Here is a 14131-nt window from a genome sequence, read left to right as displayed (position 1 = left end):
ATTATTATTTTCTGATGATGCGTACCATATTATCGTTACCAATTTTAATTATGGAAGAAAGTTTTTGGGACATTTCCGTCTGCAAATTTACGACATAGTCAACGCCTTTTAAAATTTTGGAATCTATCTCCTGAAAAGATTTTGGATATGACTGGTTTTCTAAATTTGCAATGGTCGCTATTATCGGTTTTCGAAACTTTCCGATCGCATACTGACAAAATTTATCTGATGTTACACGTATAGCAGCGGAACCATCTCTATTTCTTACATTTTTCGCAATGGTTTTTGGATTATCCAAGACTACGGTTGTAGGTTTTTCTGCGATATCAATTATGTCATAGACCACTGCAGGGATGAAATCAATTTGTTGCTCAAGCATAAATTGGTTGGCGATTAAACTTACTAACCCTTCTGGGCTTGTTAGTTCTTTTAACTTCAAAATTTTATCAACCGCATTAGGGTTGGTTGCATCACAGCCAATTGCCCAGACTGTCTCTGTAGGATAAAGGATAAGTCCACCATTTTCAATAACTCCAACACAATTTATTAAATTTTCTTTAAAGGAATTCAATAGCTCTAATGAGATTATTCTAATCATTAAAAAAAATGACCTTCTATTTTTCTTCAGTTAACTTTAAACTTCAGTGATATATTTTTGACCTTTTGGAATTTTAGGCAATTTAAGATGTTCTCCAATAATTTTATTATACTCGTTTGGTTTGAATTCTTGTCTACCATCCCCAGGGTAAAAAGTCATTTCACCAAAATATATTTTATTATTCACATAATAGAAATCAACTCTTACAAAAGGAAAGTCTGATGCCAAGATTCTGGCCAACTCAATCATCTTTTTAAATGCCTTGGGTTTACCCAAATTGTTTTCAAATAATGGAATGTTCCCTTTTCTAATAGGTAATTTTTGCCATTCTAAATCCATGAAGACCCTTTTATGTTCTGTGCCACGACCTATGTCAACTTGCACCATATTTGGAGTTCCGTTAAAGCAATAAAACTTAAAATCATCCAGAACACTTTTTCCAGGTTCATCCATAAATTCTTCAACTAAAAGTCGGGGCGGTACATTTTTATATGCCCATTCTAAACCACCTCGATAATATTGATTACGTGATAACCATTTTTTAAACAGCAAACGGCTTTTTACTTTATTGATTTTTTCTTTATTGGTAATAATTAAATTGAAATTGCAACCGTGAGTAGCTTTTACCACAAATTTCGAAGGAAGTTCTTCAAATTTGATACCATCAGCTTTTGTGGTAATCGCTAAGACCCGATTAAGATATTCTTTTCCAATTTTTCTTTCAACATATTCACGAACAGCAAATTTATCAACTAATTTAGTGAGTATTTCAGGTTGATAATAGACTTTCAACCACTGAATCTTTTCATTAAACTCAATGGGATTTTCAAGATTTAATTTTTTTCCGGTGTAATATTCGTAGTAAATTTTGACATAGAGATCAGGGGATAAAAACTTCATTTTTTTTAAGATTCCTAAACCAAGTTTTTTAAGCATTTTACCTTTATTTTTAAAAGTCTTGCAAAGATAAACTAATCAACTTTCCTATTTTTGCCAGAATGGATACACCTAGAATATCGATAATCATAAGTACTTATAATGCGGAGGAATGGCTTGAAAAAGTACTTTGGGGTTTCAATTGCCAGACTTTTAAGAATTTTGAAGTTGTAATTGCTGATGACGGTTCAGGCCCCAAAACCAAAGCACTCCTTGAAGACTTGGGTGAAAAAGTATCTTATGAAATTGTTCATGTTTGGCAAGAAGATGATGGTTTTCAAAAGTCAAGAATTCTCAACAAGGCGGTCAAGGCCTGCAGTGCTGATTATATAATTATGACTGATGGTGATTGTATACCGAGAGAAGATTTTGTTCATGTGCATCACATTAACAAGCAAAAAGGATACTTTATTTCGGGTGGTTACTATATGCTTCCGATGAATATTTCCAAGCTAATAACCCTCGATGATATTCAAGAGCAGAGATGTTTTCAAATAGATTGGTTGAAAGAAAAAGGAATTCCAAAAACATTCAAAAATAATAAGCTAACTGCCAGTGGTATTATTTCTAAGTTCTTGAATACCATAACGCCAACAAATGCAAGTTGGAATGGCCACAACTCGTCAGGTTGGAAGAAAGATATTCTTAATGTGAATGGTTTTGATGAGCGTATGCAATATGGAGGACAAGACCGGGAATTGGGCGAGCGACTTTTTAATTTTGGACTAAAATCGAAGCAATTGAGGTACAGTGCAGTATGCGTCCATTTAGATCACAAAAGAGGGTATAAAACGCCGGAATCAATAGCAAAAAACAGAAAAATTAGAAAAGAGACCAAAACCCAAAAACATGTTTGGTCGCATTATGGCATAACCAAGTAGTACGCCAATTGATTTTTCTTCTCCAATCTTTTAAGTTCTCTATAGCGTTCAAAAACACTCAAGGAATTAAGATAACAGATGATAATACCTTTTTTTCCATCTAAGAAACCTAGCCTGATGATATACTGATGTATAAATTTCCAAATGGGTTTAACAAAATATAAGAGATAGTTAAAGTTTTTTTCTTTGTAGAAAGCTTCCTTGGCCTTTAATCTTCCATAATGAAGCATTTTTGCCTTATAATCTTCATAGTCTTTGTAGCAGTAATGTGTTAGCTTCTCTTTTAAAATACAGGACGTACCATCAACATCTAAGGTTTCGTGAACTAATTTGGTGTCTGTGTATTTTACCTTACTTTTTCTAAATAAACGATGGTTTTTATCAGTTTGCCAGCCACTAAACTTTAACCTTTCGTTTTGAAACATAAAAGTACGATAGAACCAATAAGCCTCGCAAGCATCAGGTGTATTGATTGTTTCTGTTATTTCTTCTTCTAATTTTTTGGTAACTACTTCATCGGCGTCAACAAATAAAACCCATTCATTAGAAGCTTGTTCTAGAGCAAAGGATTTTTGCGTTGTAAAATTAGTGAATGGGTGCTGAATTACCTTTACATTAGGAAGGTTTTCTAAGTATTCATATGTACCATCTGTGCTATATGAATCAACCACGATAATCTCATCAGCAAATAAAATGGAATCTATACACTTTTCAATGTAGCCGATTTCATTATAAGTAATTACTAATGCAGATAAATTTTGCTTTGGGGTATGCATTTAAATCTAATTTGGTATTCATACGGCCTAGTTCTGCAATTTATAACTAAAAAAAAACAAAAAAATTATAAAATCGCTATAATTTTCTTACAATTTTAAACGGCAACGTCGTATTCTCTCAGAGCATTGTTTAATGATGTTTTTTTGTTGGTGCTCTTTTTTCTTTTTCCAATGATAAGCGCACAAGGAACTTGGTATTCACCAGCATTAAATTTTTTGGTATAGCTGCCAGGTATTACAACAGCGCCAGCTGGGACTATTCCTTTTCTTTCAATCGGTTGGTCGCCAGTAACGTCGATTATTTTAGTAGATGCGGTTAGCACCACATTGGCACCTAAAACAGCTTCTTTTTCTACGCGAACACCCTCAACAACGATACAGCGAGAACCAATAAAAGCATTATCCTCTATAATTACAGGTGCTGCTTGTAAAGGTTCTAAAACGCCTCCAATACCAACACCACCGCTTAAATGAACGTTTTTTCCAATTTGGGCACAACTACCAACGGTAGCCCAAGTGTCAACCATAGTTCCTTCATCAACGTAAGCGCCAATATTTACATAGCTAGGCATCAAAATGGTTCCTTTTGAAATGTAGGCTCCATGACGGGCAACTGCATGCGGCACTACCCGAATTCCTTTTTCCTGATACCCTCGTTTTAATGGGATTTTATCATGATATTCAAAAATGCCTACTTCTAAAGTTTCCATTTTTTGAATTGGAAAGTAAAGAACCACACCTTTTTTAACCCATTCATTTATTTGCCAACCTTCTGATGTTGGTTCAGCACAACGTAGTTTTCCGTTATCAAGTAATGCGATTACTTCTCGAATAGCGTCTTGGGTTTCAATTTCTTTTAAAAGCTCTCGGTTATCCCAAGCCTTTTCAATGAGGTCTCGCAATTTATTCATGGTGTAAATTTTTTGGCAAATATAATTCTACTACTGCAATAATTCCTTCAATTTTAAAAGCATAACAATTTTAGGTTTATTTTTGCCAAAATTTCAAGATTGGCACGAATACTTGCTCTGGATTATGGAACAATAAGAACAGGAATAGCTATTACTGACGAAATGCAGTTAATAGCTTCTGGTTTGACCACAGTCCTTACAAAAGATCTTTTACCATTTTTGAAAACGTATTTTACTGAGGAGAAAGTCGAAACAGTTGTCTTAGGAGAGCCTAAACAAATGAGCGGAATTCCTTCAGAATCTGAAAATCAGATACTAAAATTTTTAGATAAATTCCAAAAACAGTTTCCTAATATCAATGTTGAAAGGCAGGACGAACGTTTCACTTCAAAATTAGCAGTCCAAAGCATGATTACTTCTGGCGTAAAGAAAAAACAACGACAGAACAAAGCTCTTGTAGATGAAATAAGCGCCACAATAATTCTTCAATCATTTTTAGAAAAAAACAATTAGGATGATTCGAAGATTAGAAGTTTTTTTAAATAGAAAAATTAGAGTCAATTTCAAGAATTATTACCAAAGGCAAGATGTTCAAAAACTTGAAAACAAAAACTTTGTACTGATAAGCCGCAATTGTTGGGGTGGTCAAGTATATCAATGGTTAAATCTACCCTATAATACACCTTTTGTTGGGCTCTTTTTGTTTGGACCATGCTATATGAAATTACTTAGTAATTTTGATGAGTATATGAATATGAATCTTCAATTTCGTGAGGTTTCAAAATACCCCGATGCCTATAACAATCACCCAATTGGCCTTTTAGGTGATATTGAGATACACTTTCAACATTATAAAACTAAACAAGAGGCTAAATCTAAGTGGAATAGACGTAAAGCAAGAATGTTGAAATATGACAAGAGTAATTATTTTTTTAGTATTTGTGATAGACGTGGAGTAACAAATTCAGATATTGAAGAATTCCATAAACTGAAATATAAGAATAAGATTTCTTTTTCTTTTAACAAGATCCCAAGCCTAACAAATTTGCAGCACATTAAATTCATTCAAGATTTAAGCAAGAAAAAAGGTGCCCCACCTAATGGGAGGAAAAGATTTAAATTGACATTTTTGTATTTTGATTTAGTACACTATTTAAACACAGGCAACGTTTTGCGAACAAGATTTAAACAGTAAATAGATGATTTTACCTATTGTGGCTTACGGAGATGCCGTATTGCGAAAAAAAGCGATTGAAATTGATAAAGACCATCCAAAATTAAAAGACTTGGTTGAGAATATGTGGGAAACTATGTATAAAGCCAGTGGAGTTGGATTGGCAGCCCCACAAGTAGGACTTTCTTTACGATTGTTTGTAATTGATGCTACTCCCTTTTCAGATGATGAAGATTTGAGTAAAGAAGAACAGGAAATTTTAAAAGGATTTAAAAAGGTTTTTATAAATGCTAAGATTGAAGAGGAGACTGGGGCAGATTGGGCTTTTAATGAAGGTTGTCTTAGTATTCCTGACATTCGGGAAGATGTTAGTAGAAAAGATACAATAACCATAACTTATCAAGATGAAGCTTTTAAAACCCATACAGAGACTTATAATGGTTTAGTGGCTAGAGTTATTCAGCATGAGTATGATCATATTGAAGGAATTTTATTTACTGACAAGCTTTCTTCTCTTAAGAAAAGACTTTTGAAGAGTAGACTTGAAAAAATTTCGAAGGGAAAAATTAATATAGACTATAAAATGCGCTTTCCTAGTCTTAAAAAAGGACGTTAAGTAGGTTAAAGTGTATTGAAAAGTATAAATTTGCGCGCTAAAAAGGAACAAATGGCATTAGACAAAATCTTATCTATCGGTGGTAAACCAGGTCTTTATAAATTGTTGACACAAACCCGTGCAGGTTTTGTGGGTGAGTCTTTGATTGATGGTAAACGAATTACCGTTGGTTTAAGAAACAACGTGAGTGTTTTGTCTGAAATTGCTATTTACACACTTGAAGAAGAAGTTCCATTAAGAGAAGTTTTTCAAAAAATTAAAGAGAAAGAAAAAGGTGCCAAGACCTCCATTGGGCACAAAGAAGAAAAAATTAAGTTAGAAGAATATTTCTTTGAAATACTACCTGATTATGATGAAGATAGGGTTTATGCCAGCGACATAAAAAAGATAGTTCAATGGTACAATATTCTTCATGAACAGGGTATCACTGATTTCTCTGAGTCAGATGACGAAGATGTCGCTAAAAGTGAAGAGGAATAGTTTTTAAAAGATGACAAGGATTTTACTTTCATCTACTTAATCTTTCTTTATCTTCTCAATAGTATACTCGCTTTTTTCCCAATCAATTAGTTTAGATGGGTAATAATTAATATTCATTCGTTCAAGAAAAGGAGCCTGCTTGGCTAGTCTTTTTTTATAATTTTCCCAATCTCTATTAGTTTCAGTCGACCAACTCAATTCGGAATAGCCAATAGCTCTAGGAAAGGCGAGATACTCTAGTTCTTTAGAATTGCTAATAGTTTCAGACCATAGTGGAGCTTCAACACCTAAAATATTTTCCATTGGTATTCCGCTATAAGTTTCCGGTTTCCATACATAGGCGGAGTCAACAGGAATGAATGCTGCCCAATGCAATCCATATTCAGAGAGCGGGTCATATTGCATGTCTAAATAGGTTTTTTTTGCCGGTGACAGTATCACCTTCATGCCCTTATCAGCAGCAGCTCTTGCATTATCCATGCTATTCCAAAATTGTGCTATTGAAGTTGAGTCTATATTCGCTGTGGCTACTTCATCCCACCCAATCATTTTTTTACCGTGTTTTTGAACAATTTTTTCTACTCGCTCTACAAAATATTTATAATCATTTTTCTTCGTCACATGACTTTCATCACCTCCGATATGAAAATAAGGACTGGGGCTAATTGACGAAATCTCTCTAACAACATCATCAATAAAACTATAAACAGTGTCTTTGCTAGTGTCAAAAGTGCTAAAACCAACATGAGTGCCTTCATAGAGCTTAGGTGATTTTCCATTACCATTTAAAAATGGGTATGAGACAGAAGCCGCATTTGTATGACCAGGCATATCAACTTCCGGTAGAATCATCATATGATGTTTAGCAGCGTAATCAACTATTTCTTTATATTCTTCTTGTGTATAAAAACCACCTGATTCTCCACCCACTTCAGTACTTCCTCCGACTTCAGTAAGTTTTGGCCATGATTTTATCTCAATTCTCCACCCTTGGTCATCAGTTAGGTGCATATGTAGCACATTAATTTTGTAGTAAGCCAAAATATCAATAAACTTTTTGACCTCTTCAACACTAAAGAAATGACGGGCTACATCCAACATTACACCTCTAAATTCAAAATTAGGCTCATCCATTATTTTGCCTGAAGGAATAGGCCAAATAGAGTGTTCATTTAGTGAATCATTACTTTTCTCAGGAATAATTTGCCTTAAAGTTTGAACACCTCTAAATGCTCCTTCGTTAGTTTTTGCATTTAAAATGATAGAGTCTTTGGTGATATATATCTGATAAGCTTCATTCTCTTGCAGTTCTAATTCGTCTGTTTGGTTAATATAAATTACTCGGTCAACGGTACTACCTTCAGTATCATTTACAGGTAATCGAAGCCCGGTTTTAGATTGAATTTTAGATGATAAAAAACTACCGACTTCATCAATTCCACCTTCCGTAGATGACGTATAAATTGCAGTGTATTGGTCCAAAGCAAAAGCAGAATTTGTTGCAATAACTTTTAAGGGCAATGGAATAAGAGCTTCTTGTGCTAAATCCGTTTTAGGTACTACAATTTCTTTTTTAGGCTCAGTACAAGCTATACCAACTAATAAAATTCCAAATAGAATAAGTTGCCTAGAAATTAGTGATTTTGCCATAATGTTAATTGTAGATAATAAGTATTTAACCTCATTCAAAGATAAGAGGGGCTAATCATATTAAATCGTATTATTTTTTCAAATTTTGATAGTATTATGGTAAAAAGGGTTTAATTCTTTCATACCATAAATCATATCCTAATGTATTCATGTGAAGCCCGTCTTCAATAAAAATATCTGTTCTAACTTTTCTGCCGTTAAGCATAATGTCCCAAACGTTTGCATACTTTATATGAGGATTTGATATTGCCATCTTCGAAAACCGTTTATTTAAACGTTTATATTTTCCTTTTAATTTCCACCTAGAAATACTCGGTTTTGCAGATATTAAAACAATCTCAGAAGAAGGTAACTTATTTTGAATTTGTTGAATGACTTGTTCAGTTGTCTGTATGATTGATCGGGGCCGTATTTTGGCAAAAATGTCGTTATCTCCCTCATATATGAATACTTTAACAGGTTGGTATCGTAGTACTAGATTATCCAAATGATATAATAAATCTGAAGTTTGTGAACCGCCAAATCCGGAGTTTAAAACCTGGTATTGAGGAAATCGTTCTTGTACGTCTGTCCAAAAACGAATACTTGAACTTCCGGTAAACACAATGGTTTCTTTACTATTATCCCAAATACTATCATTACGATGAACAATATCATCAACTTCGTTTTGAAAATTATTTTGTGCAATTGCTTGAAAAGAAATAAAAGCAATTAAAAGTATTATGGCGTATTTAATCATGGTGTTTTCTTTTTAGTGATACCTTCTACCAAGGACCAATCGTAAAAACGTTCAATCCAATTATCAGAGGGTAAGCCGTTTTTACGCATTCCAAATCCATGACCGCCTTTAGAGTACATATGCAGCCCTACAGGCTTGCCTATTTCAAGCATGGAAGAATATAACTCAATAGAACCTTTTGCTAAGCCAAGAGGGTCATCACTTGCGCAAATAACAAGCATTGGTGGGGCGTCATCCTTTGGCGTTTGTACAGGCATTGCATCTGTCCAAGCGTACACAGGAACTAGAAAATCAGGACGATTGCTGATAGAATAATTGTACGAAACCCCCATTGTAACAGCTCCGCCTGCTGAAAATCCCATAAAGCCAATTTTAGTTGGATCAATAGCATAAGTAGCTACATTTTCTCTAACATAACTAATCGCATTTAAGCCATCTTGGATAGAATAGGGTATTATTTTAGCTACTTCTTCCCCAATTTTTTGTGGATTTGCTTGTGCTAATGCGGTAATGTCAGCAACGCCATCTTCCCCTGTAGGCACTAGTCGATATTTTAGTACAAAACCGGTTATTCCTTTCTCTGCTAACCATTTAGCTACTAAGTTTCCTTCACTTTCTATACTATGTGCATAGAGCCCTCCGCCAGGAGCTATGATTACTGCGGTACCTGTATTCTTTTCTGCAGAAGGTCGAAATACTTTCATGGTTGGTACGGACACATTCGTAACGACTTGGGTTTGCCAAATATTTGAATAATATTCTTTCTCATTATTTTCCCAAACAACATCATCTATCTTATTATATGGTAATTCAATAATGTCTTGTGCATTGATAGTGCTAATTGCTAAAAGTAAAAATGCAAAATGTGAAACTTTCATAGTATTTCTAGCTTAAGATTTAATTTGTTTAGTACGAATACACCAAAGACCAAAAAAGGTCAATAGCCCATTTAAAGGTAATAATTCATATCCTAAAACATACCCGCCTAAATAGGCTTTGTCAATATTGGCTATAAGGGCTATTGTTGCTACTGACAAAACACTTATTATCCATACCCATTTATCTTTAACTTGATGTTCGGTAAAAATACCAAAGGCAAATAAACCCAATAGCGGTCCATAAGTATACCCAGCAACGGTTAACAAACTGTCAATAACGTTGCTGCTCAGAATATATTTAAAAGCAATTATTACTGCAATGAGCGCCAAACTCATCCATACATGAGTTTTTTTTCTAATACGCTTTTTTTCTAGTTCGTCTTTATCTTTTAAATCTAAAAAGTCAACACAAAAAGAAGTTGTTAGTGAGGTTAGGGCACTATCAGCACTGCTGTATGCAGCTGCAATTAAACCAAGCATGAAGGTAATGGATAATGCGAGACCTAATCCGCTATTTAACGCAATTTCAGGGAAAAGTAAATCCGTCTTTGGGCTACCATCCATCAATGGCATAGAAATATTATTTTGGCCAGCATACAAATACAATAAAGCCCCTAAAAGCATAAATAAAAAGGTGACACCAACAAGTACAAAACTGAAGGACACCATATTCTTTTGGGCATCTTTTAAATTTTTACAGGTAAGATTCTTTTGCATCATATCTTGGTCTAGACCTGTCATACAAATGGTAATAAACATACCGCCAATAAAAGATTTTATAAAATGATTTCTTGCTAAAAAATCTTCGGTAAAAATTATTTTATTGTATTGCTTGAGTTCAACTGAAGTTAAGAATTCACCAAAACTCCAGTCTAATTCTTTATTAATTAAAATGATAGACAAAATCACTGCTGCAATCATAAAGGCCGTTTGTAAAGTATCGGTCCAAACAATAGTTTTAATACCTCCACGATTCGTGTATATCCAGATTAATAAAATGGATATAACAACCGTGATTTCGAAAGGTATTCCAAAGTCATCAAATACAAATTGTTGTAATACAATGGCAACCAAGTATAGTCTAAAAGCAGCTCCTAAAACTCGAGAAACAAAAAAGAAAAAAGCACCAGTTTTATGACTTACTACACCAAAGCGATCTAGTAAATACTCATAAATTGAGGTTAGGTTTAGTCTATAGTAAATGGGAAGTAATAAAAAGGCCACAACGAAATAGCCAAATAGGTAACCCAATACTACTTGAAAATATCCGAATTGTGATGTTTCTACCCAGCCCGGAACTGAGATGAATGTAACTCCTGATAAAGACGCACCTACCATGCCGAACGCTACCAGGTACCAAGGAGACTTTTTTCCCGCTTTAAAAAAATCGGCATTAGAATCATTTTTACCAGTGAAATATGAAATTAGAAGTAGTACAATGAAGTACGCTGCTATAAGCAAGACTATTTGACTAGCTGTCATAAAATGATTTTATTTTGCAAAGTACAAATAACTCTAATCATAAATGTAAAATCGTAATTTTACGACTTCAAGAGAAAGAATGGAATACGCATCAAAGCTTTTAGAAAATGCAGTTTACGAGGTGTCGCAATTACCAGGTATTGGTAAAAGAACAGCTTTAAGACTAGTGTTGCATATTTTAAAACAGCCTGAGCAACAGACAGTGTCGTTGGCCGAAGCTTTAATTAAGCTGAGAACAGAAATTAATTTTTGCAAATCTTGTTACAATATTTCAGATACAGATTTGTGTGAAATATGTTCGAATTCAAAACGTGATACTTCAGTGGTTTGTGTTGTTGAAGATATACGCGACGTAATGGCAATTGAAAACACGTCACAATACCAAGGTCTTTATCATGTTTTAGGGGGTAAAATATCTCCAATGGAAGGTATTGGCCCACACGATCTTAACATTAGCCCTCTAATTAATAAGGTCAAAGAAGGTGAGGTTAAAGAATTAATTTTTGCATTAAGTTCAACTATGGAGGGTGATACTACTAATTTCTATATCTACAAGCAATTAGAAGGAATGCAGGTGACTACTTCGACCATAGCAAGAGGAATTGCTGTAGGTGATGAATTGGAGTATGCCGATGAAGTTACTTTAGGTAGAAGTATTTTAAATCGAGTCCCTTTTGAGAATTCTATGAAAGCTAATTAATTTTAGTTAAAAGCAAGAAGTACGAAAAGTAGATTTTTGTACGTTAAAATCAATGATAAGGGCTTTTTTGTAGTATTTTTGCAAAATATAAGCCATAAACGATACTTTAATTAGGAATATGTCAAAGTTTGAATTGAAATTACCTCAGATGGGAGAAAGTGTTGCAGAGGCAACATTGACTACTTGGCTCAAAGAAGTGGGCGATACTGTCGAACTTGATGAAGCCATTTTTGAAATAGCTACTGATAAAGTAGATTCAGAAGTGCCAAGTGAGGTAGAAGGGGTTTTAATAGCAAGAAATTTCAACGTTGATGATGTTATTAAAGTTGGTGAGGTTGTAGCTGTAATAGAGACTTCTTCAGAAGGTTCAATTAATATTGATGACACAGAAGAGGCTATTTTAGTTGAAGAAACAATACAAAAACCTATAGCTGAAATTGAGCAGCAAGTAATTGAAGCAAAAGAAACAATTGCACAACCTGCTCAAGATTTTTCAAGTTCGGATCGTTTTTATTCCCCTCTAGTAAAAAATATTGCCAAACAAGAAGGTATTTCTATTAATGAGTTAGATAAAATAGCGGGAACGGGAAAAGAAGGTCGAGTTACTAAAAATGATATTCTTGATTATGTTGGTCAAAGAGGACAATCTACCAGTCCATCTGCCGATAAAAATGTAGTTAAACCTAAAGATTCAGTTAGCCTAGGCAATACTAGCGTTAATAGCGAAGCAGAAAAAACTATTGCTAATTCAATGACCAAAAATTTAGGTGACGAATTAATACCAATGACAAGAATGGGTAAATTAATTGCTCATCATATGGTAGAAAGTATTACTACATCAGCGCACGTTCAAAGTTTTGTTGAGGTTGATGTTACCAATGTTGTAAACTGGAGAAATAAAACAAAGAAAATTTTTGAACAACGTGAGGGTGAAAAGTTGACTTTTACCCCGATATTTATGGAAGCTGTAGCCGTCGCGCTAAAAAAGTACCCTATGATAAATATCTCTTTAGAAGGGGATAACGTCATCAAAAAGAAGCATATCAATATTGGTATGGCCGCTGCCTTGCCAGATGGAAATTTAATTGTTCCAGTTATTAAGAACGCAGACCAATTAAATTTGGTTGGTATGGCTAAAACGGTTAATGATTTGGCTAATCGTGCTAGAAATAATCAATTAAAACCAGACGATATTAAAGATGGTACTTATACCGTCACTAACGTGGGTAGTTTTGGGAGTATCTTTGGAACACCAATTATTAATCAGCCACAGGTAGGTATTTTAGCCCTAGGTGCAATTCGGAAAATGCCATCTGTCATTGAAACTGCAGAAGGAGATTTTATAGGTGTTCGTAGTAAAATGTATTTATCACATAGTTATGACCATAGAGTTGTTAATGGTGCTTTAGGAGGCATGTTTGTAAAAACCGTAGCCGATTATTTAGAGGCCTGGGATATTAATAGAGAAATCTAATTATTCTTCTTTCTTTCTGCTTTTACTTTTCTAATTTTAGGGTAGTTAAAAACTAAAAAAAATGAGGTCTTTTTTCATTGTTGTAATTGCTATCGTTCTTTTCTTTAGTAACATAAATGCTCAAGATACATCGTCTTATCAAAAAGAGATATTTGAGTTAGATAATAGGGCAATGCCCTACAGGCTATTGTTGCCAAAAGATTTCGATGAAAATAAACAATATCCTTTTATATTGGTTTTACACGGTGCTGGGGAACGAGGTAATGATAACGAATCTCAATTAGTTCATGGTTCGAATTTGTTTTTAAAAAATGAGGTTCGGGAAAAATATCCTGCCATTGTTGTATTTCCGCAATGTGCAACTAATAGCACATGGGCAAGTATTGGATATGGAGGTAACGGACAATTTACTTATTACAAAAAAGGTCAACCAACTAATGATATGCTGTTGTTGGAGGGGCTCATAAAATCTTTAAAAAAGAAATATAAAATTAATAAAGATCAAATGTATGTTGGTGGTTTATCTATGGGTGGAATGGGTACTTTTGAATTGGTTCGTCGAAATCCAAAAATGTTCATCGCTGCGTTTCCAATTTGTGGCGGTGCAAATCCAGCTATAGCTAATAGAATTAAGAAAACTCATTGGTGGGTTTTTCATGGCGATGCAGATAAAGTTGTACCATCAAAATACTCTACTTCTATGGTGAATGCACTGCAAAATGTAGATTCAGATGTAACTTATTCTTTATATCCGAATGTCGGCCATAACAGCTGGGATAATGCTTTTGCCGAAGCAGAATTACTACCTTGGCTATTTTCCATATCTAAATAATATC

Annotated in this window: 16 protein-coding genes; 8 read left to right on the top strand and 8 right to left on the bottom strand. The window is 34.2% G+C overall.

Translation table 11 applies throughout. The features are described 5' to 3' along the window. Nucleotides 1–4: 4 nt before the first annotated feature. Nucleotides 5–598, bottom strand: coding sequence for an L-threonylcarbamoyladenylate synthase (locus tag RM520_RS10895; protein WP_311385731.1), 594 nt, complete (start codon nt 596–598; stop codon nt 5–7). A 36-nt stretch (nt 599–634) separates the two neighbouring features. Next, a complete protein-coding gene (locus tag RM520_RS10890) occupies nt 635–1534 on the bottom strand; it encodes an ATP-grasp fold amidoligase family protein (RefSeq protein ID WP_311385730.1) in 900 nt (299 codons plus the stop codon). 62 nt (nt 1535–1596) lie between these two features. On the opposite strand from RM520_RS10890, the gene RM520_RS10885 reads away from it, so the two are divergent. Next, a complete protein-coding gene (locus RM520_RS10885) occupies nt 1597–2415 on the top strand; it encodes a glycosyltransferase family 2 protein (RefSeq protein ID WP_311385729.1) in 819 nt (272 codons plus the stop codon). On the opposite strand, the gene RM520_RS10880 is transcribed toward RM520_RS10885, so the two are convergent. Continuing rightward, entirely contained in the window at nt 2397–3191 is a 795-nt protein-coding gene (locus RM520_RS10880) for a glycosyltransferase family 2 protein (protein ID WP_311385728.1), read from the bottom strand. The two genes, RM520_RS10885 and RM520_RS10880, sit on opposite strands and share 19 nt — an antisense overlap. A gap of 95 nt (nt 3192–3286) precedes the next feature. Next, the gene (locus RM520_RS10875; protein ID WP_311388034.1) at nt 3287–4102 is read right to left on the bottom strand and encodes a 2,3,4,5-tetrahydropyridine-2,6-dicarboxylate N-succinyltransferase; all 816 of its coding nucleotides are present in this window, start codon (nt 4100–4102) and stop codon (nt 3287–3289) included. A gap of 99 nt (nt 4103–4201) precedes the next feature. Here RM520_RS10875 and ruvX point away from each other — a divergent pair, with 99 nt between their 5' ends. The 4 genes from ruvX to RM520_RS10855 are packed head-to-tail and all read left to right on the top strand — an operon-like array spanning nt 4202 to nt 6372. Continuing rightward, entirely contained in the window at nt 4202–4615 is a 414-nt protein-coding gene (gene ruvX / locus RM520_RS10870) for a Holliday junction resolvase RuvX (RefSeq protein WP_311385726.1), read from the top strand. A 1-nt stretch (nt 4616) separates the two neighbouring features. Continuing rightward, nucleotides 4617–5297, top strand: coding sequence for a DUF1919 domain-containing protein (locus RM520_RS10865; RefSeq protein ID WP_311388033.1), 681 nt, complete (start codon nt 4617–4619; stop codon nt 5295–5297). Between the two features lie 4 nt (nt 5298–5301). Then, a complete protein-coding gene (gene def / locus RM520_RS10860) occupies nt 5302–5892 on the top strand; it encodes a peptide deformylase (RefSeq protein ID WP_311385724.1) in 591 nt (196 codons plus the stop codon). 51 nt (nt 5893–5943) lie between these two features. Next, nucleotides 5944–6372: a DUF5606 family protein gene (locus RM520_RS10855; RefSeq protein ID WP_311385723.1), complete on the top strand. Its 429-nt coding sequence runs from the start codon at nt 5944–5946 to the stop codon at nt 6370–6372. Between the two features lie 36 nt (nt 6373–6408). On the opposite strand, the gene RM520_RS10850 is transcribed toward RM520_RS10855, so the two are convergent. The 4 genes from RM520_RS10850 to RM520_RS10835 all read right to left on the bottom strand — a co-directional run bounded on the left by RM520_RS10850 (nt 6409) and on the right by RM520_RS10835 (nt 11121). Continuing rightward, the gene (locus tag RM520_RS10850; RefSeq protein ID WP_311388032.1) at nt 6409–8022 is read right to left on the bottom strand and encodes a beta-N-acetylhexosaminidase; all 1614 of its coding nucleotides are present in this window, start codon (nt 8020–8022) and stop codon (nt 6409–6411) included. A gap of 94 nt (nt 8023–8116) precedes the next feature. Then, entirely contained in the window at nt 8117–8761 is a 645-nt protein-coding gene (locus tag RM520_RS10845) for a GDSL-type esterase/lipase family protein (RefSeq protein WP_311385721.1), read from the bottom strand. After that, entirely contained in the window at nt 8758–9639 is an 882-nt protein-coding gene (locus RM520_RS10840; protein WP_311388031.1) for an alpha/beta hydrolase, read from the bottom strand. The genes RM520_RS10845 and RM520_RS10840 overlap by 4 nt, the downstream gene beginning before the upstream one ends. A gap of 12 nt (nt 9640–9651) precedes the next feature. Then, complete coding sequence (locus RM520_RS10835) at nt 9652–11121, bottom strand: sodium:solute symporter (RefSeq protein ID WP_311388030.1); 1470 nt, start codon at nt 11119–11121, stop codon at nt 9652–9654. Between the two features lie 79 nt (nt 11122–11200). Here RM520_RS10835 and recR point away from each other — a divergent pair, with 79 nt between their 5' ends. From recR to RM520_RS10820, 3 genes are all read left to right on the top strand, one after another. Beyond that, complete coding sequence (gene recR, locus RM520_RS10830) at nt 11201–11821, top strand: recombination mediator RecR (protein ID WP_311388029.1); 621 nt, start codon at nt 11201–11203, stop codon at nt 11819–11821. A 118-nt stretch (nt 11822–11939) separates the two neighbouring features. Next, complete coding sequence (locus tag RM520_RS10825) at nt 11940–13295, top strand: dihydrolipoamide acetyltransferase family protein (protein WP_311388028.1); 1356 nt, start codon at nt 11940–11942, stop codon at nt 13293–13295. Between the two features lie 61 nt (nt 13296–13356). Continuing rightward, nucleotides 13357–14127 (top strand): carboxylesterase family protein, encoded by a 771-nt coding sequence (locus tag RM520_RS10820; RefSeq protein WP_311388027.1) that lies wholly within the window; start codon nt 13357–13359, stop codon nt 14125–14127. The last annotated feature ends 4 nt before the right edge of the window (nt 14128–14131 follow it).

This window comes from Croceitalea vernalis, from assembly GCF_031846405.1.
In the GTDB taxonomy this organism is placed as follows: Bacteria; Bacteroidota; Bacteroidia; order Flavobacteriales; family Flavobacteriaceae; genus Croceitalea; species Croceitalea vernalis.
This window is presented reverse-complemented; position numbering and strand designations above follow the sequence as displayed.

Excerpts from the sequence above, each read along its gene's own strand:
- RM520_RS10895 (WP_311385731.1), bottom strand. The coding sequence starts at position 598 with ATGATTAGAATAATCTCATTAGAGCTATTGAATTCCTTTAAAGAAAAT.
- RM520_RS10890 (WP_311385730.1), bottom strand. The coding sequence starts at position 1,534 with ATGCTTAAAAAACTTGGTTTAGGAATCTTAAAAAAAATGAAGTTTTTA.
- RM520_RS10885 (WP_311385729.1), top strand. The coding sequence starts at position 1,597 with ATGGATACACCTAGAATATCGATAATCATAAGTACTTATAATGCGGAG.
- RM520_RS10880 (WP_311385728.1), bottom strand. The coding sequence starts at position 3,191 with ATGCATACCCCAAAGCAAAATTTATCTGCATTAGTAATTACTTATAAT.
- RM520_RS10875 (WP_311388034.1), bottom strand. The coding sequence starts at position 4,102 with ATGAATAAATTGCGAGACCTCATTGAAAAGGCTTGGGATAACCGAGAG.
- RM520_RS10865 (WP_311388033.1), top strand. The coding sequence starts at position 4,617 with ATGATTCGAAGATTAGAAGTTTTTTTAAATAGAAAAATTAGAGTCAAT.
- def (WP_311385724.1), top strand. The coding sequence starts at position 5,302 with ATGATTTTACCTATTGTGGCTTACGGAGATGCCGTATTGCGAAAAAAA.
- RM520_RS10855 (WP_311385723.1), top strand. The coding sequence starts at position 5,944 with ATGGCATTAGACAAAATCTTATCTATCGGTGGTAAACCAGGTCTTTAT.
- RM520_RS10850 (WP_311388032.1), bottom strand. The coding sequence starts at position 8,022 with ATGGCAAAATCACTAATTTCTAGGCAACTTATTCTATTTGGAATTTTA.
- RM520_RS10845 (WP_311385721.1), bottom strand. The coding sequence starts at position 8,761 with ATGATTAAATACGCCATAATACTTTTAATTGCTTTTATTTCTTTTCAA.
- RM520_RS10840 (WP_311388031.1), bottom strand. The coding sequence starts at position 9,639 with ATGAAAGTTTCACATTTTGCATTTTTACTTTTAGCAATTAGCACTATC.
- RM520_RS10835 (WP_311388030.1), bottom strand. The coding sequence starts at position 11,121 with ATGACAGCTAGTCAAATAGTCTTGCTTATAGCAGCGTACTTCATTGTA.
- recR (WP_311388029.1), top strand. The coding sequence starts at position 11,201 with ATGGAATACGCATCAAAGCTTTTAGAAAATGCAGTTTACGAGGTGTCG.
- RM520_RS10825 (WP_311388028.1), top strand. The coding sequence starts at position 11,940 with ATGTCAAAGTTTGAATTGAAATTACCTCAGATGGGAGAAAGTGTTGCA.
- RM520_RS10820 (WP_311388027.1), top strand. The coding sequence starts at position 13,357 with ATGAGGTCTTTTTTCATTGTTGTAATTGCTATCGTTCTTTTCTTTAGT.